Genomic DNA, 23610 nt, shown 5'->3' with positions numbered 1-23610 from the left:
TTTTAGCTTCGCGGGCTCCTTCCCGCGCTTACAAAGAAACAGAGGTCAACAGCATGGAACCTCTGTGTTCTTTGTGAACTCTGAGGGAAAACTAACTAGCTTAAACCAGTTCGGGAACGTAGTTTTCCTGAATCTCACTCAGAATATCAGCCAGTTCAGCGTACGAATCCGTCGTGACCAGTCGCGACCGGTACGGTTTAAAATCGGGCAGTCCTTTAAAGTAATTGGCGTAGTGGCGACGCATTTCGAACAGGCCAACGATCTCCCCTTTCCAGCGAATCGAGAAATCAAGATGCTGTCGGCAAACGGCCACGCGGTCGGCTACCGTTGGGGCAGTTCGGTGTTCGCCCGTTCGGACGAAATGCTTGATCTCGTCGAAAATCCAGGGATGACCAATGCTGGCCCGGCCAATCATAACGCCATCGACACCGTACCGATTCTTGTACTCCAGCGCTTTCTCCGGCGAATCGATATCACCATTTCCGAAAATTGGAATCTGAATCCGGGAGTTTTCTTTGATGCGACCAATGAGCGTCCAGTCGGCATCACCTTTATACATCTGTACGCGCGTCCGGCCATGAACCGTCAGGGCTTTGATGCCGATATCCTGCAACCGTTCGGCTACTTCGCCCACATTTTTTGTGCTATCGTCCCAGCCAAGACGGGTTTTTACCGTTACGGGCAGATGGGTCGCTTTGACAACGGCTTCCGTCATCCGCACCATTTTCGGAATATCCTGTAACAGGGCGGCACCCGCTCCCCGGCAGGCCACATTCTTCACGGGGCAGCCGTAATTGATGTCGATCAGGTCAGGATTGGCACGAGACGCAATTTCAGCGCAGGTGCCCATCGTTTCTACGTCAGAACCGAAAAGCTGAATACCAATGGGTCGCTCGTACTCGAAAATATCCAGTTTCTGGACGCTCTTAGCGGCATCACGAATCAGTCCTTCCGACGAAATAAACTCCGTGTACATCAGATCCGCTCCGTTTGCTTTGCAGACAGCCCGAAAAGGCGGATCGCTGACATCCTCCATCGGAGCCAGCAGCAGCGGAAAATCGGGTAGTTGTATGTTGCCAATGGTTACCACGCAGGCAATAAGTTAAGTTTTATACTAGTCAACGTACGATTTACAGGCTCGTTTGGTTCCGCACCGTTGTAAAGGCAGAGCCAGTCTACAAGCAGTAGTCAGTGGGTAGCCGCGAGACCGGTCACCGCTCCAGATGGGGAAGGAACAGAAAAACTACGATCCCCCCGGTTTCAGGTCCGTCAGGGTTTGTTTTTATCGTACCTTGCGGCCTGTTGGGCCCAACAGGCTATTTTCAACCGTCATGATTCATCAACAGATTCGTCAGTACCTTTCTAGCAGAAGATCGGTTGCTATTGACTAATTTTACCGGGACTATGCAACCAATTTATACGTCTGATCACGCGTCATCACGGCCACCTACGCTTGGCGGGTTGACCATGCTGGTCGGTTTTGTCCTGCTGGGGGGCGTTTTCAGCACGCTTGTGTTGTTCGGTCTGCTGATGGCCGTCAACGGAATGGGCGCATCGGAAGCCCAGGCTTACCTGCTCGAATTAGCGGCCCATCCGGCTGCCTACCCTAATGCCTGGTACGAACTCATGTTGTTGCAGGCCGTTAATCACCTCGGCACGTTTTTCATCCCGTCACTTTTGTACTGGTACACCATTGAACGCCGGACCTGGAACCAGTTCAGTCCACGACCGATGAACTCAGTGGCGGGTGTTGGCTTGATTGCACTCATCGTCGTGGCTTTTATGCCGTTTGACGGACTCATTATCGAGTGGAATCAGGGCATTCATCTGCCCCAAACCCTTGCCCCGCTCGAACAGTGGGCGCGCGACAAAGAAAAAGATCTGGAAGGGGTTACCAAATACCTGACAACATTCAATACAGGCTTACAACTGGTGATTGCCTTACTGGTGATTGCCATCATTCCGGCCATCGGCGAAGAAACGCTCTTTCGGGGTGTTCTCCAGCGAAACCTGATCATCTGGACGGGCAATAGTCATGTTGGCGTTTGGCTGGCGGCTGCCTTGTTCAGCGCGATTCACGTTCAGTTTCTTGGTTTTTTCCCACGTATGTTCCTGGGGGCTTTGTTTGGTTACCTCTACGTCTGGTCCGGCAATCTGTGGGTACCGATTCTGGCCCACTTCGTCAATAATGGATTTACGGTTTTCATGGTTTATCTCTACCAGCGTAAACTCGTAGCGATGGATATTGAAAGCACCGAATCCGTACCCGTGCTGGGTGCGTTGCTGTCGGGGGTCGTTACCATCGGCCTGTTGTATTATTTCAGACAGATAAACCGGAGCAGGCAAATCAGCTAACCCAGTACGACCAATCATCTGCCGTCAATTGACATATTCATTTATCCAACAAACGAACTCAGCTAGCTAACCAATGACAGAATCCTGGGAGTCTATTTATACAACCCCACTTCCCCACCGGGCCGAGTTAGCCAAAGCCCTGCTGAGCGAACATGATATTCCGGCGGTGGTTATTAACAAACAGAGTAGCAGTTATCCGACAATCGGATGGGGGAAAAGTGAAGTTCATGTATTGGCAAAAGATGCCATCCTGGCCAAAGTAATTCTGGAGAATGAAGCAACGTTTAGCTAAAATGACGAACCTGCAACAGCGAGTTGTTGCCGCTGTTTTGGGGGTTCCTTTTATTATTTTCATGATTTGGTACGCCGACTGGACATTCGCGCTGCTATTTTGTGTCATCAGTGCGCTCACACAGCGCGAATTTTACCGCCTGCTGGGTCTGGATGGGTTTGAACCGCTCACGGCTTACGGAACGCTGGTGGGCTGCATGGTGTGTGTCCTGGCCTATTTCGTCGAAACAGACCAGATTAGTACCGGCCATTACTTTCTGATCTGCCCGGCGTCTTCGATGATCTTTCTGATCAAGCTCTACAAAAAGCGGGACATGAAGCCATTTACCAACATCGGTTTCACCTTTCTGGGAATCATCTACGTAGCCATGCCGTTTGCCCTGCTTATCATTCTGGCATTGCGGGGTGGTAGTTTTCACCCTATGATTATTACGGGATGCCTGCTGCTGCTGTGGGCCAGCGACATCGGTGCTTATTTTGCCGGAACCTATTTTGGCCGACGTAAGCTGTTCGAACGGGTATCTCCTAAGAAATCGTGGGAAGGGGCACTAGGTGGAGCGGCAGCCGCTGCGCTGATTGCGCTTGGCCTGGCCGTTTATGCGCCTGAGCTACGCCCCTGGCAATGGTATTGCGTGGGCGGTATTATCGTCGTTACGGGAACCTACGGCGATCTGGTCGAATCCCTGTTCAAGCGGAGCATCGCCATCAAGGATTCCGGTACGAGTATCCCAGGCCACGGTGGCTTTCTCGACCGCTTCGATGGACTTCTACTGGCGGCCCCCTTCATTATCACCTTCCTGAAATTGTTCGCCTGAGCTGGCGAGCAGAACAATCGTCTCGCCCATGGGCGCACTGATCGATAAATCGCTGTGGGCTAATTCATCTTACGGACTATCAACGGAACGCGGTGGCTTACCGCTGTTTTAGCCACCGCGTTCCGTTTCGATCGATTAGTTTCTTTGCCCGCTCCGCACTGCCGTAGGTTCCCAGAATCTGCCCGTCGCTATTCACAATCTCAAAAGCGATCCGATCGCTGGTTTCGCCCAGTACGGTTCTGGGCCGAATCAAAAAACCATTATAACTAAATCCGGTACTGTTCATTTCATGTATGCACATGGTAAGTTCGCGGTACATACGACATTCCGTAACGTCTGGTTTTCCTCGGGCTCAAGTAAATAAAAGCGCAACTGATGCTTACTAAGTACTAACAAAGGTATCCATTTTGTGCTGAGCGAGTTGCGTGCGATAAAATCCGTTCGTTGTTACTCTCAGTAGGTTTAGGATTGGATCAGATCCGGCAATTTGTTTGGGATGCAGTGCTCAGGTATAGCACCGTTCTGATGTACGTATGGGTAAAAAGTGGTCCTGATCGTGCTTTTCGGGGTGAAAGTAATCGTCGCAGTTTTTTGTGAATAGAATCCCTCGATTATCTGATCGAGTTTAGTCAGTTAAACCCCTGATGGGTAAAAACTGACTAAAATGGCGACTATAATGGAAAGCCGAAACCCTAACTTTTCTTAAATTATTCACGTGCGCACTGCCAATTAATAAATCATTCGTTATTTTGTATAGTTTACGTTAAAAAGACCTTGGATGTTGGCCCATCAACCAACAGGTTTTCTGACGGAACAGTCTACTAACCTGCCACGATCCAGCGTTTCGGTAAAGCATGAAGCAATCGCTAAAACATATACTACTGGGCTTGAGCCTACTCTTACTGTCGGGTTTATTTACAACCACGTTCGCGCAGGGGCAAGACCGTCAGATTACATTTACCGGCTTCCTGACCGGTGGTAAAACCAATGAGCCACTACCGGGCGCGTACATCTACATCCCGAAAGCCGGACGTGGTGTGTTATCAGCGCCGAATGGTTATTTTGCGTTGCCTGTATTTCCCGGAGACAGTATTATTTTTAGCTACGTCGGCTTCCGAACGCAGTATCACATCATTCCCGCCCGGCTCACCGAATTAACCTACTCGGCGGTTGTAGCCCTTCAGGAAGATGTCAAAACGCTGGCCGAGGTGAAAGTGTATCCGTACGCAACCGAAGATTTGTTCAAAGACGCGTTCGTTAACCTGAAACTTCCCGACGAAAAAGAGCGGGAAAATCTGGCAAAAAATGTTAGCCCGGAAGCGATTATGCGGCAGGCGGCTACGATGCCGATGGGCGCACTGGCCAATCACCAGAATTTCGTGAACCAGCAGTTCTTTGGCCGCGAATCGGTTATTGGACGCAGCCAGACGCCGACCTTCTCCTTTACCAATCCATTCGCGTGGGCTAATTTCATCCGATCGGTCAAGCGGGGCGATCTAAAGAACAAAGAATGGCGCAGCGAACTTAACAAAGCGCCCCGCGAAAACGTATCCCGCAAAGATCTGCTACAACAGAATTAGAAAGTGAACAGCTGCGGGTGTCTATTGACCCTCTAGTCCGGCCCGTCCGTTATTGAACTCCCCACGTTTTCAGGGTCAATTCAGACCCGTCGAATACGCCATAGGTTTTAGCCGATACCCATTCACCCAGGTTGACATAGCGACTGGTTGGCGTCACTTCCAGATTGAGCGGAATGTGGCGGTGGCCAAACACGTAGTAGTCATGGTGTTGCTGGCTTTCGATGGATCGGCTGTATTGAAACAGCCATTCGGTTTCGGGACCGTTGAACACCGTATCATCGTGGTTGTAATGACTCAGCCGGCTCTGTTTCGACCAGGCGTTGGCAATCTGAATACCGATATCGGGATGAAGCCAGCTAAATAGCCCCCTGGCCAGACGGTGCTCGAAGACCACTTTGAGCTTCTTGTACGTCTCGTCGCCGGGACCAAGCCCATCGCCATGACCGATCAGAAACCGTTTGGTGCCTATCTCATACGTGCGGGGGTTTCGGTAGACAGGAATACCCATTTCCTGCGTAAAATAATCGCTCATCCACATATCGTGGTTGCCCGTAAAAATCTCGATGCGCATCCCAGCATCGGTCAGTTCAGCCAGTTTCCCCTGTAATCGGATAAACCCTTTGGGAATGGTCTTTTTGTATTCGAACCAGAAGTCGAACAGATCACCAACTAGGAAAATCACCTCGGCATTGGGCCTGATGGTATCCAGCCACTGCACGATCTGTTGTTCCCGCTGTCGGCTACGGACAGCGTCGGGAGCACCTAAATGAAAATCAGAAGCAAAGTAAGCCTTACGGCCAGTGGCAAGCGGAATGGTTTCGATAGCAGACATGAATACGGTAATTCGACCACAAAACTACGGAATGAATACCGAAAGCCCTTCACTCGCCCATTCCTTACTGCTTTCGCGATCGAAATGACTAAGCTATATAGCAAAAACGACCCGTAAAGCCGAACTTATCAAATTATGCGTCGACTAAAACATCTGGCTTCGTTCGATGGTATTTAAGAAACTAGTACTTTTAAGCTTTCTTAGAATAACTTATGAAACTCAAATCACTGATTCTTGCTTTTCCTGTACTTTGTTTTGCCTGTGGCACTTCTGATTCTGACAGCATCAGCGACGCAGCAGGAACCGCCAGCCCTTTCCTGGCGAAACAAGTGGTAGGCGTCAACACCCTCAGCGTCTACGGCGACTACGATAAACCCTGCAATATTCTTGATGAAGCGTATATGCGGGGCGCCTTTTCGATTAGTGAAGAAACCGAGCTGAAGGAAGCCGATGAGCACAACGGCTGCGAATTTGAATGGGGTGGCAACAAGATCGCCCTTTCGTTCGGCGGAGTTAAACCGTTTGAATCGATTTACACGGCGGAGTATATGTTTGACAAGATGTATCAGGGTAAAGCAGGCCACAGCGAAGCAGCGGCAAAGCCCGCGCCAAGCGTACCTATGCCTGCCGGCACTGAAACCGCTGAACCATCAGAACACGAAACAGCAGCCAAAAGCGAACCGTCGAAAGAAATTCAGGGCGACAGTACTGGCGCTATGCCGTTGACCAAACCAGCCGTGAGCACTACTCATTTCGATGCGGTAAAAGGTGTTGGCGACAAAGCCGTTTGGGAGCCTGCTGAAGGCACGTTGCACGTGCTCTACAACAACCACATCATCAACGTAACCGTTGAGACTAAAGACAAGGCTGAAGTTCGTAAAGAACATGCTCAGGAATTGGCTGATGTATTGATCGAGAAAATTGTAGCAAAAGAATACGCCCGCCGACTGTAATTAACCGGGATAGGCAAAAGCGCTGAATGGGTACGTAGGGTAATTGGTTGTCACCAAACACCTTACGTACCCATTCAGCGTTTTTGCCAAGGAATCAATCCACTACCGAGCCAGGCCATCACGACGGGCGCGGTCACGCACCCGCTGAGCACGCGCCTTGCTATCGGGGTGGGTCGACAAAATCTGCGTAACGCTGCCTCCGCCACCACCGCTCTGCTTCGCCAGTTTCTCGAACGACGTAGCCAGCGCCATGACGTTATAACCATTGCGTTTCATAAAGTCATAGCTGTAATCATCCGCTTCGCTTTCCTGACGACGACTGAACGACGCGCCCAGCATATAATCCGCCAGACCACCCAATTGCGACCGGGATACTTTCCCGATCAGGCCCGATTGCGAAGCGGCTACATTACGAACAGCTGAACGGCGCAGGGCACTTTTCATAGCGTCACGCGAGTCATGATTGATAACGTGACCAATTTCGTGCCCCATAATGGCCAGCAGTTCGTTGTCGCTCATGATGTCCATCAACCCCTTGAACACGCGAACGCTTCCGTCAGCCGTGGCAAAAGCGTTGACGTCGGGCACTTTATACACTTTGTAATTAATAGGCAATCCGCTAACCGTACGATGTCGGCTCACGATCCGGTTCAGGCGTTGTGTGTAGGGGTCATTTGGCGCGGCCACCGGATTTTTTTGGTCCATCTGCTGCACCGCCTGCCGGGAGTATTCGGCCACCTGCGCATCGGTCAACGTGGCTGAATTAAAATAATCCATAGCTGCCTGAGCTAACCCAGCTCCTTGAGCAAACAACAGCATTGGTGAACAAAATGCAATAAGAAGCAAGCTTAGTCTACTCATCATACGTAGAGTCAGTTTAGGTAGCTACTGCCCTACTTATGAGCAGTAGATTTTCTCTATTGACTCAGGAACGGGTAAAAAAGTTTAACGGCAAGGGGACGAAAGTTGGCCTATTTTCTACTCGCTCAGTTCCAATTCCTGCTTCACAGCCTCGTAATTGGTCCAGTCAACGTGCTTGGCAGCCTCTTTTGGAACAACGATCCATCGGTATTCACCGTCGACGGTTTGACCTGCTTTTTGCTGAAAGCTAACGATTCCCTTATCATTCATCGCGTAGTACGTGAACGAAATGGCCTGATTGCCAATGGCAATGGGTAATGGTGAAACAGTATCGTCGGCGGACCGGCGATAAAATGCAACGACCAGTCCATTTTCAACAACGGCGTTCGTCACGGAGCTATCGACAAATCCGGCCACGTGCATTTGCGGAGCTTTCGGACTAGTTGACCAGGAATTGGCGTCAATTGCAATCCAGTCTGAAACGGTAACTTTTTGATTAACTGTCGTCGCTCCGCTTGGCAGTACAATGTCGGTCGTCGATTGACACGCATGGAGGCCCAATTGGCCGCTTAACAGCAGTGCAGCAAGAAAGCGATTCATCCGTACAGAAATCATAGGCCCTTTTTCTGACCAACGATTCCATAGCCAAAAATCGTACAGGTCAAGCCGCGATTTCTTTGCCATCGCCTAAAAAAATGGCGTACTACGGTGCGCAGTACGCCATTTTGAGGCTGTAATTCGTTAACAATAGCCCGTCAGCTCAGTGTACGGCAAGCGGAATTTGTTCAAAAACAACCGATGGGCGCTCCCGATCACCGTCCTTGAATGCCTTTCTCGGACGAATGTTCAACGTCTGGAACAGTTGCTGATCCTGATCGCCGTCCGGGTTTGGCGTTGTCAGCAGTTTATCACCCGCAAAAATTGAATTCGCCCCGGCCAGAAAACACAGCGCCTGTTCTTCGGTATTCATCCGAACACGACCCGCCGACAGTCGTACCATCGCCTTCGGCATGATGATCCGGGCGGTAGCAATCATCCGAATCATTTCCCAAACCGACACACGAGGCTGATCTTCCAGCGGAGTCCCTTCTACGGGCACCAGTGCATTTACCGGCACCGATTCGGGATGCTGCGGCAGTGTAGCCAGTGTGTGTAACATACCGATGCGATCCTGATCCGATTCTCCCATGCCGATGATACCACCCGAACAGACCGAGATCCCCGCTTTACGGGCATGACCCAGCGTATCCAGCCGATCATCGTAGGTGCGGGTACTGATGATATCGCCGTAGTATTCTTCGCTCGTGTCGAGGTTGTGGTTGTAGGCGTACAAACCGGCGTCTTTGAGCTTTTGCGCCTGGCTTTCGGTCAGCATACCAAGTGTGCAGCACACCTCCAGTCCCATATCGTTGACGCCCTCAACCATTTCAAGCACTTTATCGAAATCGCGGTTGTCGCGAACTTCACGCCAGGCAGCGCCCATACAAAAGCGAGTACTACCGGTATCTTTAGCCCGTTGCGCAGCCGTCAGCACCTCGTCCACTTCCATGAGCTTATGCACCTTCACGGCTGTGTGGTAGCGGGCAGCCTGCGGGCAATAGGCACAATCTTCGGGGCAACCACCGGTCTTCACCGATAACAGCGTGCAGACCTGAACCTCCTGCGGGTCGTGGTGCTGGCGGTGTACGGTAGCGGCCCGGTACATCAGGTCAAGTACGGGTGAGTTGTATATGTCGGCGATTTCAGCGCGGGTCCAATCAGTGCGAAGCATAAACATTCGGTTTTAATGTTGACCAGGAACCCTCATTACGGCATGAGCTACCCGCTCTGTGATGGGTTCTGTTTGTCAAAAATCGTAAACCAATGCTGGTAAATCAATACCAGACGCGTTTATTTCAATCCGAACACGATCCTGATTAGCTTGAACGGGCGGATTAGAAGCAGGTAGACCGCAACGCAAACGGCTAATGATGAAAAACTTACTACCAGAAAACCGTCGTAAACGCCCAGTGTTGTTCTCGTTAAAACATAGTAGCCGATAAGCACAATTACGGTCTGATGCAGGATATAGAAAGGATAAACCGCTTCATTCAGGCGCGGCAGAACCGGTCGGCTCACGTTCAGATACCGGTAACTATACGCCACCGTCGTCAGCACCGAGAACCAGGTCAGGCAATCCGTATCGATCAGGTAGAAAATTTCCCAGGCCAGAATATCCGGCCCCTCCAGATCATAAACAGCACTGGTAGCGTACATCAATACGGTGCAGATCAACGTGGCAGTCAGTAAAATCCGCCGTTGGTCGGTCAGGATTTGCCAGAACGCGGGTCGGCTGATCAGCACGTAGCCCAGCCAGAACAGCAACAGGTTTTTCACGAAATAGGCCCAGTCATTGACCAGTGCGTGCGTTTCTTCCGGAAAATACGGTTTGAGAAGTAGCTGGCTGGCAACAATCACTACGATTCCCAGCCACATGGCACCACCGGGTTTGGCCATGATTCGCCCGATCCGATCCGTAAATCGCTGCCCACTGTCACGTTGAAGCCACATAAACACGGGAATACTTAGCAGCGAATACAGGAACAGGTACGCTACGAACCACAGATGATGCCAACTGAACGCGCCACCCGTACCGCCATCATGGTACGACTGAAAGTTGAACACTTCAGGATAGAATTCAGCGTACGTACCTGAAAAACGGTTTCGAAAAAGCCATTCGATGTAAATCTGCGGAGGAACGATCACAAACATGCCGAACACCAGGGGCACGAACAGCCGCTTGACGCGCTCACCTGCGTAGGACCAGAACGAGCGCCTACGCAGGGCGAAAAACGTACCCGCACCCGATATGAAAAACAAAAGAGGCATTCGCCAGCGGTGAAACCAGCGCATAACTTGTTCCATAACGGCGCTGTGCTCGGCGCTTTTGATATGCCAGCCCCACGACACGTAGATCATGCCCGTGTGGTAGAACAGGAGCGTTAGAATGGCAATGATGCGTAACCAGTCGAGGTCGTAGCGTCGGAACGAGGCCGAGGATGCGCTGTTTTCGCCAGCGGAAAATGCGATTTGCGTTGATTTTTGGAGAGAAGCCATCTGAATGCATGGTTTGATTCGATGGCTCAAAATTGGTGGATCAACGGGCCGGATGCCCTATCTCCCGATACTTATGAAGTTCGCGCCGACCGGGACGAAGCCGATAAAGCCCCTGCCGACTCCCGAAATTGAGCGGGCGTCTGGTTCGTAAGTCGCTTGAAGGCGGTATGAAACGCCGATGGTGAATTGTAACCGACCCGTTCGGCAATCTCATCGATTTTCAACGTGGCTGTCGCTGGGTCGTTCAACAGCTTCCGGGCTTCGGCGATGCGATGGGTTGCCAGCCAGTCGAAGAAGGTTTGCCCAAGCCGATCGTTCAGCAGTTGCGACAGGTTGTGTGGCGATGTGTCGAGTTGGCTGGCTAGTTTAGGCAACGACAGATCACTTTCCAGATATGGTTTACCGACTTCGAGCAATCGGGCCAGCTTGGCCAGCACAGCCTCTTCTACTTCGTCCGACAAGGCCGATTTTTCGTATTTCTTTTTTGGCTCAACGGGCCACTCGGTTTCCCTGACCGGAGGAACAGAGGGTAACTCCTTCGGTGATTCGTTGCGGAAGAAATCGGAGCCGCGCATGACCAGAAAACTCGTCGCGTAGATTGTTGCCGCGATATACGTTGCCAGCAAATAATCGCCCACGTCACGTTGAAACTGAAGCTTCACGATCACAATCAGTATGGGTACCAGCGCGAATAACCAGCTTAGGTAGCGCAACGGTTTCAGTTTAGGCGACGATTTCAGTTCGCTGTCGTAGCGGGTAGCCTTTCGGATAACAAGCAGAGCGAGAATAGCATAAATGAGACAGCTAAGCAGCGTCATCTCGTTGATATAGTGGCGCAGTTCTGTAAAATCTTCCTCCATGTAGTGGCCAGCGGGTATAAACGGCAACTCCGGATGCTGAGAGTTTATGTAGGAATTGTACTTGAACGCGATAGGCTGATAAATCCAGGTGACAGCATTGACTAACCAGATGCCAAAAGGAATCAGGTGCCATAGCCAGCGTTGGGGCAACCGTCCCCGGATTCGACTGTAGATGAAGAAGTAAAACAGGGGGGCCATTATAAAATTGAGCGGCTCCGAAAAATCAACTGCCCACAGCAATCGAAAGGTGTAATTGCTGTAATTCAGGAATATTTCGCCACTCACGGCAGCCAATGCCAGCGTGAACCAGCCCTGGCACTGATTAGCTACACTCCGCACCCGTTCACCGGTCAGGAAGAACACGCCCAGAAAAATACCCTGCGCTACCCCCAGAAATATGATGAGCGCAAACAGATCGAGGTGAATAGGAAGCGTCTGCATTAAAACGGCGTTGCTTCATGCAAGGTAAAAAAAAGACCGGTAAGGTTATTGAAAACCTCACCGGTCTGACGGGGTGCAAACCAAACCGACTTAATGAATTGTCATCTCGAAAGGCAGCCGCATCTGGACACCTTCCATTGTTTTTAGTTTTTTCAGGTACTTCACGTAGGGAGCCAGTTCACCGAGCTGCGCCTGAATTTTCGTCTCTTCGTCGCCACCGAACGAACTCATCACTTGTTCGAAAAATGGCTTCTTACGAGGCTGGTACTTTAGTTTATAGTCGCCGTCTTTCAATTTAGCGGATTGAGCGGCCAGTTTGATGGCCTCTTCCAGACCGCCCAGCTGATCGACCAGACCGATGGCTTTACCCTGCGTTCCCGTCCAGACGCGCCCACCAGCAATCGCCCGCAGGCTATCGACGGGCAGTTTTCTGCCGGCAGCGGCCTTGCTGGTGAAGTCGGCGTAGATCCGCTCGGTTGCCCGTTGAAGCGTTTGCTTCTGGAACGGGGTCATTTCGTGCGTAACTGCTGGAAAGTCCGCGTTTTCGTTCGATTTAACGCGGTCGTAGGTAACGCCAAGTTTGTCCTTGAAGAACGTCTCGGTGTTGAACAGCAGTGAGAAGACGCCGATAGAACCCGTGATGGTATTCGGTTGCGCTACGATCTTATTGCAGCCCATAAGCATGTAATAGCCACCCGAAGCTGCGTAATCAGACATAGAGCCGATGACAGGTTTTGCCTTGCGGGCCAGTTGCACCTCCCGATACATCACATCCGACGCCAGCGCACTACCACCACCCGAGTTCACGCGCAGGACAATCGCTTTAACCTTATCGTCCAGACGCGCTTTGCGAATCTCCTCGACGATAGTTTCCGAACCGATGCTGTTCGTTTCACCCTTGCCCGTATGAATATCGCCCGATGCCACAATTACGGCGATCCGGTTGCTACCGGTTCCTTCGGTGTTTGTGTCGGTCGATTCGCTACGCTCGTACTTACCCAGCGATACATAGTTGATTTTCTTTTTCTCCTCGACACCCAACTGTTTACGAATCACGCTTTCCAGCTCGTCCTGATACCCGACATTGGTAACGAGTTTCGTGCGGAGCGCATCGGCGGGTTTCTGAATCACCAGTTTATCGGCGTAGCGTTTCAGCGAGTCTACGCGCAAACCCCGGCTCTGCGCCACCCGAACGAGCATGTGGTCATTGATCGAGTTGATGAAGGACGTAACCTGCCGTTTGTTGGGCTCGCTCATGTCTTCTCGAATGAAGGGCTCAACCGCACTCTTGAACTCCCCTACCCGGAAAATTTCGGGCTTGATACCCAATTTGTCGAGCGTTCCTTTGTAAAAAGACAGTTCGGCATCCAGACCATTCCATTCCAGATCACCAGCGGGATTCAGGTAAATTTTATCGGCTATCGACGCGATGTAGTAGCCTTTTTCACTCATCGTTTCAGCGTAGGCGTACACGAATTTCTTCGATTGTTTGAAGTCGATCAGCGCATTACGAATTTCCTCGACAGACGCCCAGCCTGCGCTTGGGTTCTCTGTTTGCAGATAAATTCCCTTTATATTATCATCTTCTTTCGCTTCTTTCAGCGTCTGCTTCAGCTCAATCAGACCAATGGCGTCACCCGATGAACTGAACGGCCCAAAGCCGTTGAATGGATTATCGGCACTACGCTCTTCAATGGGTTTGTCTAGATCTATTTTAAGCACTGAATTTTCCTTCACCTCAACTTTCTGATCAGCCGATGACGACAAGGCCGCGCTTAGCCCGATCAACAGCAGAAAGCCGACGAACGAAAACAGTAATAGGCCAACAATAGTGGCCAAAACATACTTAAGAAACTGTCGCATGAATTAATGATTGGGTTGTGTGTTGCTACACATACTAAACAAATTTACGCGCCATTGTTGCCTTTGTTGCAGAAAAATGTTGAGTGCGCAATCCGACGGATAAATGGTCGGTGGGGCAAATGAGAGAAGCCGCTGGTCAAAAAAAAACGGCAACTGGGTAATCAGGGTGGTTGGTACGAGCCCAGTTACCCCAATTACCCAGTTGCCGTTTTACCCGATCACCTGCTTTTAGGCAGGCATATTTGCGTAATCTTCCATAGACGTCTGGATCACTTCCAGTGCCTCTTCACGACCGTAGACGCTGGCCAGTTCCATAACGGCAGGCTCGTCCGGCAAATTTTTGTAGGTTAAGAAGTAGTGTTGTAACCGCTTAACGACAGCAATCGGCAGTTCGCTAAGATCGTTGTACTGGCCGTACATAGAATCACCTTTCAGTACGGCAATAATTTTGTCATCCGCTTCGCCCTTATCGATCAACCGGAATCCACCAATGGGGATCGCCTGCAACAGAATGTCGCCGTGGGTAATCTCGCGCTCGGTCAGCACGCAGATATCCAGCGGGTCACCATCGCCCAGTTCAATGACACGGCCCGACCGCTCAGACGCTAACTTGGCGATGCCATCACCACAGAACGTCCGGGGAACAAATCCGTACAGAGCCGGAATAATATTGGAGTACTGCTGCGGGCGGTCGATTTTCAGGTAACCGGTCTCTTTGTCGATTTCGTATTTAACCGTATCGGTCGGTACGATTTCGATAAAGGCAGTGATAATGTGGGGGGCTTTATCGCCCGGTGAGATACCGTGCCAGGGGTGAGCTTTGGAAGGAGTTTTTGCCATAGTGTCTACTTGTGTCGGCTCGGAAAATGCTTGCATACGATTTAAAGAAAAAACTGGAATAATCAATGTTTGTTGAGTTACTAAAACAAATAATCCGCCCATTTCGTGTCGTTTATCGCCAGCCAGCGTGACAAAATGGAGCGGAATGTACCTCGTTATGACAAAAATACGCAGAGAAAATGAATGACTCTGGTTTTCCTTTTAAACGGATACACGATCAACGAAGCCTACCCGCTCAGCCACCTGATGGTCACCCGATCTGTTGAGCGATTGACGAACCAGCATCTCGCCCAGAAAACCCGCCAGGAAGAGTTGAACACCGAGAATGATGGCGACCAGACCGAAATAAAACAGCGGATTATCGGTAGCGTTCCTGAATTTTACCCCCTGCGCAATGTTGATGAGTTTTTCGACAATCAGCCACAGGGCCAGCACCGTTCCGACGAAGAAGGAGAGCGTCCCGAATGTGCCGAAAAAATGCATGGGTCGTTTGCTGAACCGGTGCACGAAGGCGATAACGAGCACATCCAGAAAGCCGTTGACAAAGCGTTCGAGCCCAAACTTGGTCGTCCCGTATTTACGGGCTTGGTGCTGTACGACTTTCTCCCCGATTCGGCTATACCCGTTCCAGTTTGCTACGATCGGCAGGTTGCGGTGCATGTCGCCATACAACGTTGGCGCGATTGTCTTCACCACTTTTTGCTTATACGCTTTCAGCCCACAATTGAAGTCGTGGAGCTGCACCCCCGAAATCCAGCGGGAAACCGAGTTGAACAATTTCGTCGGTAATGTCTTGGTGATCGGATCGAACCGTTTCTGTTTCCAGCCCGACACCAGGTCGTATTTCTCCTCAACGATCATCCGGTACAGTTCCGGAATTTCGTCGGGACTGTCCTGTAAATCGGCGTCCATCGTAATGACGATTTGGCCACGAGCGGCCTGAAACCCCGTTTGCAAGGCGGCTGTTTTGCCGTAATTCCGATTGAACCGAACCCCCCGGACGTTCGGATTGACACTGGCCAGTCGTTCAACGACCGCCCACGACTCGTCGGTGCTGCCGTCGTCAACGAACAGTATTTCGTAGGTGTAGTGGTGTTCCGTTACGACCCGCACAATCCAGTCGTGTAGTTCGGGCAACGACTCGTCTTCGTTATAGAGCGGAATCAGAACGGTCAATTGAAGCAATTCAGTCATTTAATTCGAACCGTTTGTTCTTTACTCATGAACGTAAGTTTGACCGCAAAGTGCGCCAATCCGTCATGAAGTTCACAAAGGTATTTAGAATATTAGGTAAAAATCGCGGAGAAGGCTTCGGAATGCAGCCGTGTACGCTCGTCCATCCGCATCGTGAATGTCCAGCGTCTCGTTCACCAGACTAGTGGATTTGAATGAAAAACCGGTTATCAGCCGAAATACGGGCTTGTGAGCGTGGTGTCTGAGCGCCAGCTGGTGGAACGGGCGAAGGCCTGCTTTTCCGGCTAGTTCGGTTAATTTGCCGGTTTCGGGGGGCGGCAACAACACCCACCATTGTCCTTCGGGTTTCAGCAATCGGTTTACAGCCTCGACCAATTCCAAAAAGGGCAGGTCATCCGTATGCAGTGCTCGGTTCAATGCCGAATCGGGTGAGCGAAGGTGGTTGGTATAGAAAGGCGGATTCGTTAAAATCCGATCATACAGCACCCCGGTACTGGTAAAATCCTGTATTCGCTGGTGCACAACCCGGATACGCGCGGCAAATGGGCTGGCTGCTACATTGTCAACCGCTTGCTCAAACGCGGCATCGTCAACTTCGACCGCATCGACCAACGCGTGCGGATTGCGCTGGACGGCCATCAAAGCTAGTAGTCCCGTTCCCGTACCAATATCGAGGATACGCATTCCCGGCTCCGTTGTCGCAGTAAAACCGGCATTAGCTACGTCGGCATAGGCACCCAACACACACGCGTCCGTACAGACCTTCATAGCCGCACGATCCTGACGAATAGTGAATTGCTTGAACGAAAACATGAACCGGTATTTTTGTCTGAACAGCTCAGGCGGCCCTGCTGTATTTGTGAAATTTATCGAACTGATTTTGATTTTGTGTAAATGAAACGCGTCAAAGAAGCGAAAACAAAATCATAGTCGGTCAACGAAATCCCATAAATCCCGCAGGGCCGCCTGAGCGGTTTGGTTTACTTTCGACCAAAGTCAGCAGGATTTTCACCCCAGACCGTCGTTTCCCACTTCAGAATCGGGTTAGCGTATACGTGTGATGTAAGCCAAGTTTCGGCCCGGTCGAGCAGTTCGAACAATTCAGCGTTATGGGCCGTTTCTTCGAGCTTCGTGTTGGCTTTTTTCTTTTTGACCCAGCTGATCGCGGTTCTTGAATCGGAATAAATCGGAATGTTACTCCCCTTTTGATGAAGCAGCGCCAGGGCATGAACAATGGCCAGAAATTCGCCAATGTTGTTGGTTCCGTCCCGGTAAGGACCCTTTAGAAACAGCTTTTGCCTGGTCGCCAGGTAGATTCCCTGGTACTCCATATCGCCGGTAGCGGTGTTCCAGGCGGCATCCACGACCAGACTATCCTGCACGGGTGAACCAACCAGACCGGGCACTTTCAGCGCTGACGAGACTGGCTTTTTGCCCTGGCCGATGTGCGCGTGGGGCTTGTCTTTATAAGCTTTTACGGCAGCGGGCTTACTGTCAAAGGCTTTAAATAGCGCTCCGTCAAAACCGGCCGTTTGTTTCTGACAGTCGGCCCACGAGTCGAATACGCCGGTTTCGCGACCACGCCAGACCACATAAAATTTTGGCTTTTTCTGAGCCATAGATTACTAGCTTTTCCGCAAAAGTAATCACTAGCCTGCTTATTGATCTACTCTAGCAGCGATGAACTTCCGTCAAAAACCGTTCACGCCAACTGCCGCCGAAAACCGGATCGGTTTTACAGGCGAAAATTGGCGTGAACGGTTTTCAAAACTAAGACTATAAATTTATTCTAGTCCTTGTTAGGCCAGAATAGATAGAGTAGCAAACCAGCCACGGCACTAATGCCCATCACGCGGGCTACGTGGAAGGATGTTGGAGTAGGCATATTCACCACACCATTCTCGTCGGTTACGGCGGCCTGTTTGACGTAGCGCCCCTCCGACGGAATCGACAGGTCATCGAAATTATGCGCTAACCGGTTCAAGCCCAATTTAAGATCCAGCCCGTGTACCGATACGCCATGTCCCGTTCCGGCTGCATTCGGATTTAATCCATTTAGTTTTTGTACTGACTTCCGGGCGGCTTCCCAATCACAGGTAAAGTAAGCTGGTGGCCCGTGAAACTCTTCGCGCTGGGTTGCCACCGCAATACCAGAATTTTGATCCGTGGTAACGAAGGCGTCGCCAGCGAGCAGCGTACGGTCTTTATCGCGGAAGAGCGAAATATGGCCCGGCGCGTGTCCTGGCGTGTGAATGGCGTGCCAACCTGGTAACTCTGGGATCATACCATTCTCCGGAAGCGGTCTGACTTTATCACCAAAATCGGATGGACCGATGGGGAAGATCCAGGATATGTACGACATAGCTCCGCCACCGATTGCCGGGTCCGGTGGTGGGTAGCTCGATTTTCCTTGCAGGTAGGGTAACTCTAACGGGTGCGCATAAACGGGTACGTCCCAATCCTTGAGTAGCGTTTCCAGCGAACCGACGTGATCCGTATGGCCGTGCGTCAAGACGATAGCGTCTGGCTTAGCACCAGGCCCAAACAGCTCTTCTGCCTTCTTTTTGATCTGACCCGCGTAACCCGGCAGACCCGCATCGACCAGAACCCACGGGTTGCCGACTCCAGGTTCACCGATAAAAAATACGTTGACAAATAAGGTTTTGAGACCCGCGACATCAGCAGTAACGTCGTAGGGGGAATGCGTCCCAGCTTCTACCGGGGCATCGAGTTCGGCCTGATTTTCCATCTGCGTTGAGTTTAGTTGAGTTTTACTTTCCGATTCAACCTACTCATCAGATCGATTGTTCAGCGTAGTAAGCCAATGGGCAGCCTAGCTTCGCTCCTCCCAAACCTGTGCTACATTCACAATAACCTCAACGGCTTTCTGCATATCCTGCACCGACACCCACTCCAGCCGGGAGTGAAACGCGTGTTCACCGGCAAAGATATTCGGGCAGGGTAAGCCCATAAAAGACAGACGCGAGCCATCAGTCCCCCCGCGAATACTGCGCCGTTCAGCCGACAGACCCGACCGTCGAATGGCCTCCAGCGCATTGTCGACGACGGCGGGGTGCTGATCGAGCACTTCTTTCATGTTGCGGTACTGTTCCTTCACCACCATCTGCGCGGACGAACCGGGGTAATGGGCCAGAATATCGTTGAGTTTGTTTTGCAGATACGTTTCTTTCTCCTGCAAACCAACCTCGTTAAAATCGCGGATAATAAATTCCAGTACGGCCTGATCCTGATTACCGTCTAAATGCGTTGGATGGACGAAGCCTTCCTTGCCTTCGGTCGTTTCGGGCGACAGGTGTTCTTTGGGTAGCGCCGTCAGCAGCTCAGCCGCTATTTTCAGCGCATTTTCAAGCTTTCCTTTCGCAAAACCAGGGTGCGTACTTACCCCCTGAATCGTGATCCTGACCGAATCGGCCGAAAACGTTTCATCTTCCAGCGTACCGAGTGCTTCGCCGTCAATGGTATAGCCAAAATCGGCACCGAGTTTCTGAATATCGACCTTTTCGGTGCCCCGGCCAACTTCTTCGTCGGGGGTGAACAGCAGCCGGATACGACCGTGTTTGACATCAGGATGGGTGAGCAGGTAGTTGGCCGCATCCATAATTTCGGCAACTCCAGCCTTGTTATCAGCACCGAGCAACGTAGTTCCGCTACCCGTAATAATGTCATTACCGATCTGTTGCCGGAGATCGGGATGATCCCCTACCCGGATGACCTGCGTAACATCGTCCGGCAAACGGATATCAGAACCGTTCCAGTTGTAATGAATGATTGGCTTTACCCCCGCCCCCGTCACATCGGGCGACGTATCGACGTGCGAGCAGAAACAGATAGTCGGAACCGTCGTTTTGTCGGTGTTGGCCGGAATGGTAGCGTACACGTAGCCCCACTCGTCGAGCTCAACGTCGGCTAGGCCCATCGCGCGCAGTTCCTGCACGAGCAGGCGGCTTAGGTTTTTCTGTTTTTCGGTACTAGGATTGGTCGACGACTGCGGATCGGATTGAGTATCGATCTGAACATACCGCAAAAAGCGGTCGATGGCGCTGTAGCTGTAATCGGCAAAAGAGGTCGTTGGCATACTATAAATTACCTGGCAGATTACGGTTCAACTACGACACGAACAAAGTTGTTCCCCGCTGCTTATTTCATGCTGGCGAGTACCTTTTGCATCTGTTCAGCGACAAACTGATTACCAGCGTCGTTGAGGTGAACGCGATCCGTGGTCAACACGCCTTTGTCTTTGTTTTCGGCGTTATGTTTAAGATTGTAGTCCAGAAAGGCTTTCCGCAAATCGACCAGTGGCAGGTTGTTGCGTTTGGCCAGATCACGGATAAACTGGCTGTACTGATTCAGATCGCCATCCTGCTGGTTGGTCATATCCGTCTTTTCACCAATGGCCGCTGGTGTACACAAAACGACTTTAGCGTTGGCCGCCTGTAACTTCTTAACGACAGCTTCGTAGAATTTCACGAATTTATCCGGATCCGTGCCAGTGCCTAACGAAGATTTGTGCCACACGTCATTAACCCCTACCCAAACTACAACTACGTCAGGTTTCTGGGCCAGTACGTCCTCGTCCATCCGCAAAAACAGGTCGTAGATTTTATTACCGCCAATACCGGCCCCAATCAGTTCGTACTGGTCAGTGGGGAGCATCGACTTGAGCTTATCAATATAACCACCGGGTTTGATACCCGCCTGCGTGATCGAATCCCCAAAGAATACGACCTTCGTTGGCTTGGCCGCGCTCATAGCCAGCAGGACAACAACAAAACAAAAACCGATAACGCGTGATAAAGTAGTCATGGAATAAACTAATGAAAAATAGTCAATGAGTTATCTCTGCTTTGGGGTTTGTATTAAACCACCAGATTCAACGCCAGCACGCCCAGCAAGCCCACAATGGACACAATCGTTTCCATCACCGACCAGGTTCGGATGGTTTGCATAATGGTCAGGTTAAAGTATTCCTTGAAGAGCCAGAAACCGCCGTCGTTGATGTGCGAAAACATCAGGCTGCCGGAACCAATGGCTAGTACCATCAATTCAGGCTTAATTGTCTGACTCTGAATCAGTGGCGCAATGATGCCCGATGTTGTCAGGCCAGCCACCGTTGCCGATCCAACGCAGACGCGGATAAAAGCAGCAATGCCCCAGGCCAGTACCAGCGGTGGAATTGACGCATCGGCCAGCAAGCTGCCAATGTATTTGCTCGTGCCGCTATCCGTGAAGATCTGCTTTAACGCGCCCGCTCCGGCGATGACGAGGAGAATGGGCGCAATCGCTTTTACGGCTTCCTCCATGTCTTTCGTGATGGCTTTCATCGACTGGCCGCGCCGGATACCCAAGGCATACATGGCGGTCAGTACCGACAGCAACATGCCGATATAGGGTTCGGCCAGTAGCGTAACGATGGTTTTCAGGGGCGATGTGTCGGGCAACGCACCTTTCAGCGGACCGAATGTCGTCAGGAGCAAGACTGGCAAGAGGGCAACAAAAAAGCTGATGCCCGTTCCCGGTAAACGTTGTCCGGATGCCTCGGTAAAGGATGGCTTGGCGGTCGGTACGTCGCCGGTATCGAACAGGTCTTTGTCCGGCGTCACCTTCAGATTAACTAGCGTTTTACCAAAAATCGGCCCGGCAATGACGATGGCGGGGATGGCCACGATTAGCCCGTAGAGCAGCGTTTGGCCGATATTGGCATTGAGTTGAGCCGCTACCGCCGACGGGGACGGATGCGGGGGCAGATAGCCATGCGCCACCGATAAGGCGGACAACATCGGTACGGCAACCGACAGCAAGGGCAACCGCGACGAAGCAGCAATGGTGAAAATCAGGGGAACAACGATGATGAAACCGGCATTGTAGAAGAGGGGAATCCCAACGACAAAACCAGCCAGCGCCAGTCCCCACCGAATATGCTTAATACCAAATAGCTGGATCAATACGTCGGTGATCCGCCGGGCGGCCCCACTCTCGGCTACGATCCGACCCAGCATGGCCCCGAACCCGATAATCAACACCAGATCGCCCAGGGTTCCACCGATCCCGGTCTGAATGGATTTACCAACCTCCTGCACCGACATGCCCGATGCCAGTCCGATACCCAGCGAAACCAGAACAAAGGAAATGAAGGTATCGAGACGAACAAAGGCAACCAGTAAAACAAGCGTTAGAATTCCAATCAGCGTCAGAAGAAGGGGCATGAGACGTTACGGTGTTCAGGTTTAGCGAGGTATTTCGACACGCAAAGAAAGCACATCATTGGAACGACAAAGCGTAATTCGCTAATTTTTCTACTTCATTGGCTAACGGGTTCATAATCTCGAAGGGCACAACGTGCAGGCGGGTCTGGGGATCGTAACCAAATACGGGCAGGGGGGCACGAAACGTTTCGTTTGTCGGGTAAATGAGAAAAAGATCACTGGCCCCGTATTTTTTGCCGTACGCATAGAGCTGATACAGATCGGCCTGCTCGATTCCGTAGTTGCGGGACTGGTCGCGGCCAACCAGCTCTTTCCACTTCATATCCAAGACAAATGTTCGGTCGTTATGCCGGATCAGAATATCGGGACGGAGTTTAAATTTAGGCGTCCCAATGTGTTCATCGACCAAATACGCGGTCGATTCCTGTACCGTCACGGCGTCGGCATTAGGCCAGTACCGACGGATACCGTGCGACACGTAATCTTCGAAAACGCGCTCCATCGGGAATAATAACGACAAATCAGCGGTTTGACCTACTTTAACGCCATACGCTCTGTTGCCCAACAAGGCTTCGGCCCAGCGCAGGGCCGATTCATAACGGGCAAACATACGGTTCGCCAGTTTGACACGTTTCAGATCATGCGGTATCGATTCACTGACCGGAATATCGTCCAGCGCCCAGTCAAGCTGACGGATACGCTGCTGAACAGCCGGACTGTGGTTCCGCTGCCGCAGGTAAAAAAGCGTAGTTTTCAGAATACGATTGGGCGGAACATCTGCCGTCAGCCGGTCATAAGCGACGGCCAGCCGCTCGGCGCGTTGCGCGTTTTCGCGCTGGTGGCGGATAGCCTGAAACTTTCCTTTCCAGAATCGCTCGTTGCCTTCTACCGTTACGTACGACCGCTGCACACCCTGCAACACCAACGGTTCCAGCGCATCGAGAAAGGCCGTCACAAATACTTCCCACAAGGGCAGCTGCGTTGCCATTGTGCTGGCCGACGAACGGGTGCGAAAAGGGCCATGATCCAGGTACCGGAGCATGGTCAATAGCAGCGACCGGCTCGTTGACGCGGGGCCTATTTTGGGAAGAATCTCCAGTTGGGTTCCGTCGGGCAGCGTCAGTAAACCAACGTAGTTGCGCACCCGGATGTACTCGCGCCCTTTTTGCACGAAAAAAGTCAGTAAGCCCTCCACGCCCTCCGCATCAAACGCCAACTGCCGCAGGGCGTCAAAGACCGAATCAGTCACGGTAGCGTCCACGCGCACAACGGACTGTCCATCAGGCTCAATGACCTTACCAATCAATCCTTTTTCGGCGACAGAAATCAACGCGGGCATCTACACAGCAGGTTTTGTCAAAGCAAGATACGAATTGACCAAATAGCGACAGAGCCAGTCCAGACA

General features: G+C 51.5%; 23 protein-coding genes. 5 read left to right on the top strand and 18 right to left on the bottom strand.

Annotation, left to right across the window (positions count from 1 at the left end):
* Positions 1–100 precede the first annotated feature (100 nt).
* Positions 101–1090 carry a tRNA dihydrouridine synthase DusB gene (gene dusB, locus GK091_RS11760; RefSeq protein ID WP_164037783.1) on the bottom strand — a complete coding sequence of 330 codons (990 nt, stop codon included), beginning with the start codon at positions 1088–1090 and terminating at the stop codon, positions 101–103.
* Between the two features lie 314 nt (positions 1091–1404).
* Here dusB and GK091_RS11755 point away from each other — a divergent pair, with 314 nt between their 5' ends.
* From GK091_RS11755 to GK091_RS11745, 3 genes are all read left to right on the top strand, one after another.
* Entirely contained in the window at positions 1405–2355 is a 951-nt protein-coding gene (locus GK091_RS11755) for a CPBP family intramembrane glutamic endopeptidase (protein ID WP_394351866.1), read from the top strand.
* A 73-nt stretch (positions 2356–2428) separates the two neighbouring features.
* Positions 2429–2647 (top strand): putative signal transducing protein, encoded by a 219-nt coding sequence (locus GK091_RS11750; protein ID WP_164037780.1) that lies wholly within the window; start codon positions 2429–2431, stop codon positions 2645–2647.
* Positions 2628–3461, top strand: a complete 834-nt coding sequence (locus GK091_RS11745; protein WP_164037776.1) for a phosphatidate cytidylyltransferase — start codon at positions 2628–2630, stop codon at positions 3459–3461. Before GK091_RS11750 ends, GK091_RS11745 begins: the two co-directional genes overlap by 20 nt.
* Before the next feature lie 97 nt (positions 3462–3558).
* On the opposite strand, the gene GK091_RS11740 is transcribed toward GK091_RS11745, so the two are convergent.
* Positions 3559–3780, bottom strand: coding sequence for a hypothetical protein (locus tag GK091_RS11740; protein WP_164037772.1), 222 nt, complete (start codon positions 3778–3780; stop codon positions 3559–3561).
* A gap of 535 nt (positions 3781–4315) precedes the next feature.
* Between GK091_RS11740 and GK091_RS11735 the strand changes: the two genes are divergently transcribed.
* Positions 4316–5041: a carboxypeptidase-like regulatory domain-containing protein gene (locus tag GK091_RS11735; RefSeq protein ID WP_164037769.1), complete on the top strand. Its 726-nt coding sequence runs from the start codon at positions 4316–4318 to the stop codon at positions 5039–5041.
* A 49-nt stretch (positions 5042–5090) separates the two neighbouring features.
* Here the strand turns inward: GK091_RS11735 and GK091_RS11730 are convergent, their stop codons facing one another.
* Positions 5091–5873 carry a UDP-2,3-diacylglucosamine diphosphatase gene (locus tag GK091_RS11730; protein WP_164037766.1) on the bottom strand — a complete coding sequence of 261 codons (783 nt, stop codon included), beginning with the start codon at positions 5871–5873 and terminating at the stop codon, positions 5091–5093.
* Between the two features lie 212 nt (positions 5874–6085).
* Between GK091_RS11730 and GK091_RS11725 the strand changes: the two genes are divergently transcribed.
* The gene (locus tag GK091_RS11725) at positions 6086–6826 is read left to right on the top strand and encodes a hypothetical protein (RefSeq protein ID WP_164037763.1); all 741 of its coding nucleotides are present in this window, start codon (positions 6086–6088) and stop codon (positions 6824–6826) included.
* Positions 6827–6928: 102 nt separating this feature from the next.
* Here GK091_RS11725 and GK091_RS11720 read toward each other — a convergent pair whose 3' ends face one another.
* The 15 genes from GK091_RS11720 to GK091_RS11650 all read right to left on the bottom strand — a co-directional run bounded on the left by GK091_RS11720 (position 6929) and on the right by GK091_RS11650 (position 23544).
* Complete coding sequence (locus tag GK091_RS11720; protein ID WP_246202212.1) at positions 6929–7603, bottom strand: M48 family metallopeptidase; 675 nt, start codon at positions 7601–7603, stop codon at positions 6929–6931.
* 201 nt (positions 7604–7804) lie between these two features.
* Entirely contained in the window at positions 7805–8287 is a 483-nt protein-coding gene (locus tag GK091_RS11715; RefSeq protein ID WP_164037760.1) for a hypothetical protein, read from the bottom strand.
* Between the two features lie 160 nt (positions 8288–8447).
* Positions 8448–9464 carry a biotin synthase BioB gene (gene bioB / locus GK091_RS11710; protein WP_164037757.1) on the bottom strand — a complete coding sequence of 339 codons (1017 nt, stop codon included), beginning with the start codon at positions 9462–9464 and terminating at the stop codon, positions 8448–8450.
* Positions 9465–9577: 113 nt separating this feature from the next.
* Entirely contained in the window at positions 9578–10783 is a 1206-nt protein-coding gene (locus tag GK091_RS11705; RefSeq protein ID WP_164037753.1) for an acyltransferase family protein, read from the bottom strand.
* 71 nt (positions 10784–10854) lie between these two features.
* Entirely contained in the window at positions 10855–12084 is a 1230-nt protein-coding gene (locus tag GK091_RS11700; RefSeq protein WP_164037750.1) for a helix-turn-helix transcriptional regulator, read from the bottom strand.
* Positions 12085–12174: 90 nt separating this feature from the next.
* Positions 12175–13947, bottom strand: coding sequence for a signal peptide peptidase SppA (gene sppA, locus GK091_RS11695; RefSeq protein WP_164037747.1), 1773 nt, complete (start codon positions 13945–13947; stop codon positions 12175–12177).
* Positions 13948–14175: 228 nt separating this feature from the next.
* A complete protein-coding gene (locus GK091_RS11690) occupies positions 14176–14787 on the bottom strand; it encodes an inorganic pyrophosphatase (RefSeq protein WP_164037745.1) in 612 nt (203 codons plus the stop codon).
* A gap of 201 nt (positions 14788–14988) precedes the next feature.
* Positions 14989–15981 (bottom strand): glycosyltransferase family 2 protein, encoded by a 993-nt coding sequence (locus tag GK091_RS11685; protein ID WP_164037742.1) that lies wholly within the window; start codon positions 15979–15981, stop codon positions 14989–14991.
* Between the two features lie 84 nt (positions 15982–16065).
* Positions 16066–16851, bottom strand: coding sequence for a tRNA1(Val) (adenine(37)-N6)-methyltransferase (locus tag GK091_RS11680; protein WP_164040747.1), 786 nt, complete (start codon positions 16849–16851; stop codon positions 16066–16068).
* Between the two features lie 110 nt (positions 16852–16961).
* Positions 16962–17600, bottom strand: a complete 639-nt coding sequence (locus tag GK091_RS11675) for a ribonuclease H1 domain-containing protein (RefSeq protein WP_164037739.1) — start codon at positions 17598–17600, stop codon at positions 16962–16964.
* Positions 17601–17770: 170 nt separating this feature from the next.
* Positions 17771–18730, bottom strand: coding sequence for an MBL fold metallo-hydrolase (locus GK091_RS11670; protein WP_164037735.1), 960 nt, complete (start codon positions 18728–18730; stop codon positions 17771–17773).
* An 84-nt stretch (positions 18731–18814) separates the two neighbouring features.
* A complete protein-coding gene (pepT, locus tag GK091_RS11665; protein WP_164037733.1) occupies positions 18815–20077 on the bottom strand; it encodes a peptidase T in 1263 nt (420 codons plus the stop codon).
* Between the two features lie 62 nt (positions 20078–20139).
* Entirely contained in the window at positions 20140–20805 is a 666-nt protein-coding gene (locus tag GK091_RS11660) for an SGNH/GDSL hydrolase family protein (RefSeq protein ID WP_164037731.1), read from the bottom strand.
* Between the two features lie 53 nt (positions 20806–20858).
* Positions 20859–22205 carry a GntT/GntP/DsdX family permease gene (locus tag GK091_RS11655; protein ID WP_164037727.1) on the bottom strand — a complete coding sequence of 449 codons (1347 nt, stop codon included), beginning with the start codon at positions 22203–22205 and terminating at the stop codon, positions 20859–20861.
* A 55-nt stretch (positions 22206–22260) separates the two neighbouring features.
* Positions 22261–23544 (bottom strand): McrC family protein, encoded by a 1284-nt coding sequence (locus GK091_RS11650; protein WP_164037724.1) that lies wholly within the window; start codon positions 23542–23544, stop codon positions 22261–22263.
* Positions 23545–23610 lie beyond the last annotated feature (66 nt).

The sequence above is a fragment of the Spirosoma agri genome (assembly GCF_010747415.1).
Classification (GTDB): Bacteria; Bacteroidota; Bacteroidia; order Cytophagales; family Spirosomataceae; genus Spirosoma; species Spirosoma agri.
This window is presented reverse-complemented; position numbering and strand designations above follow the sequence as displayed.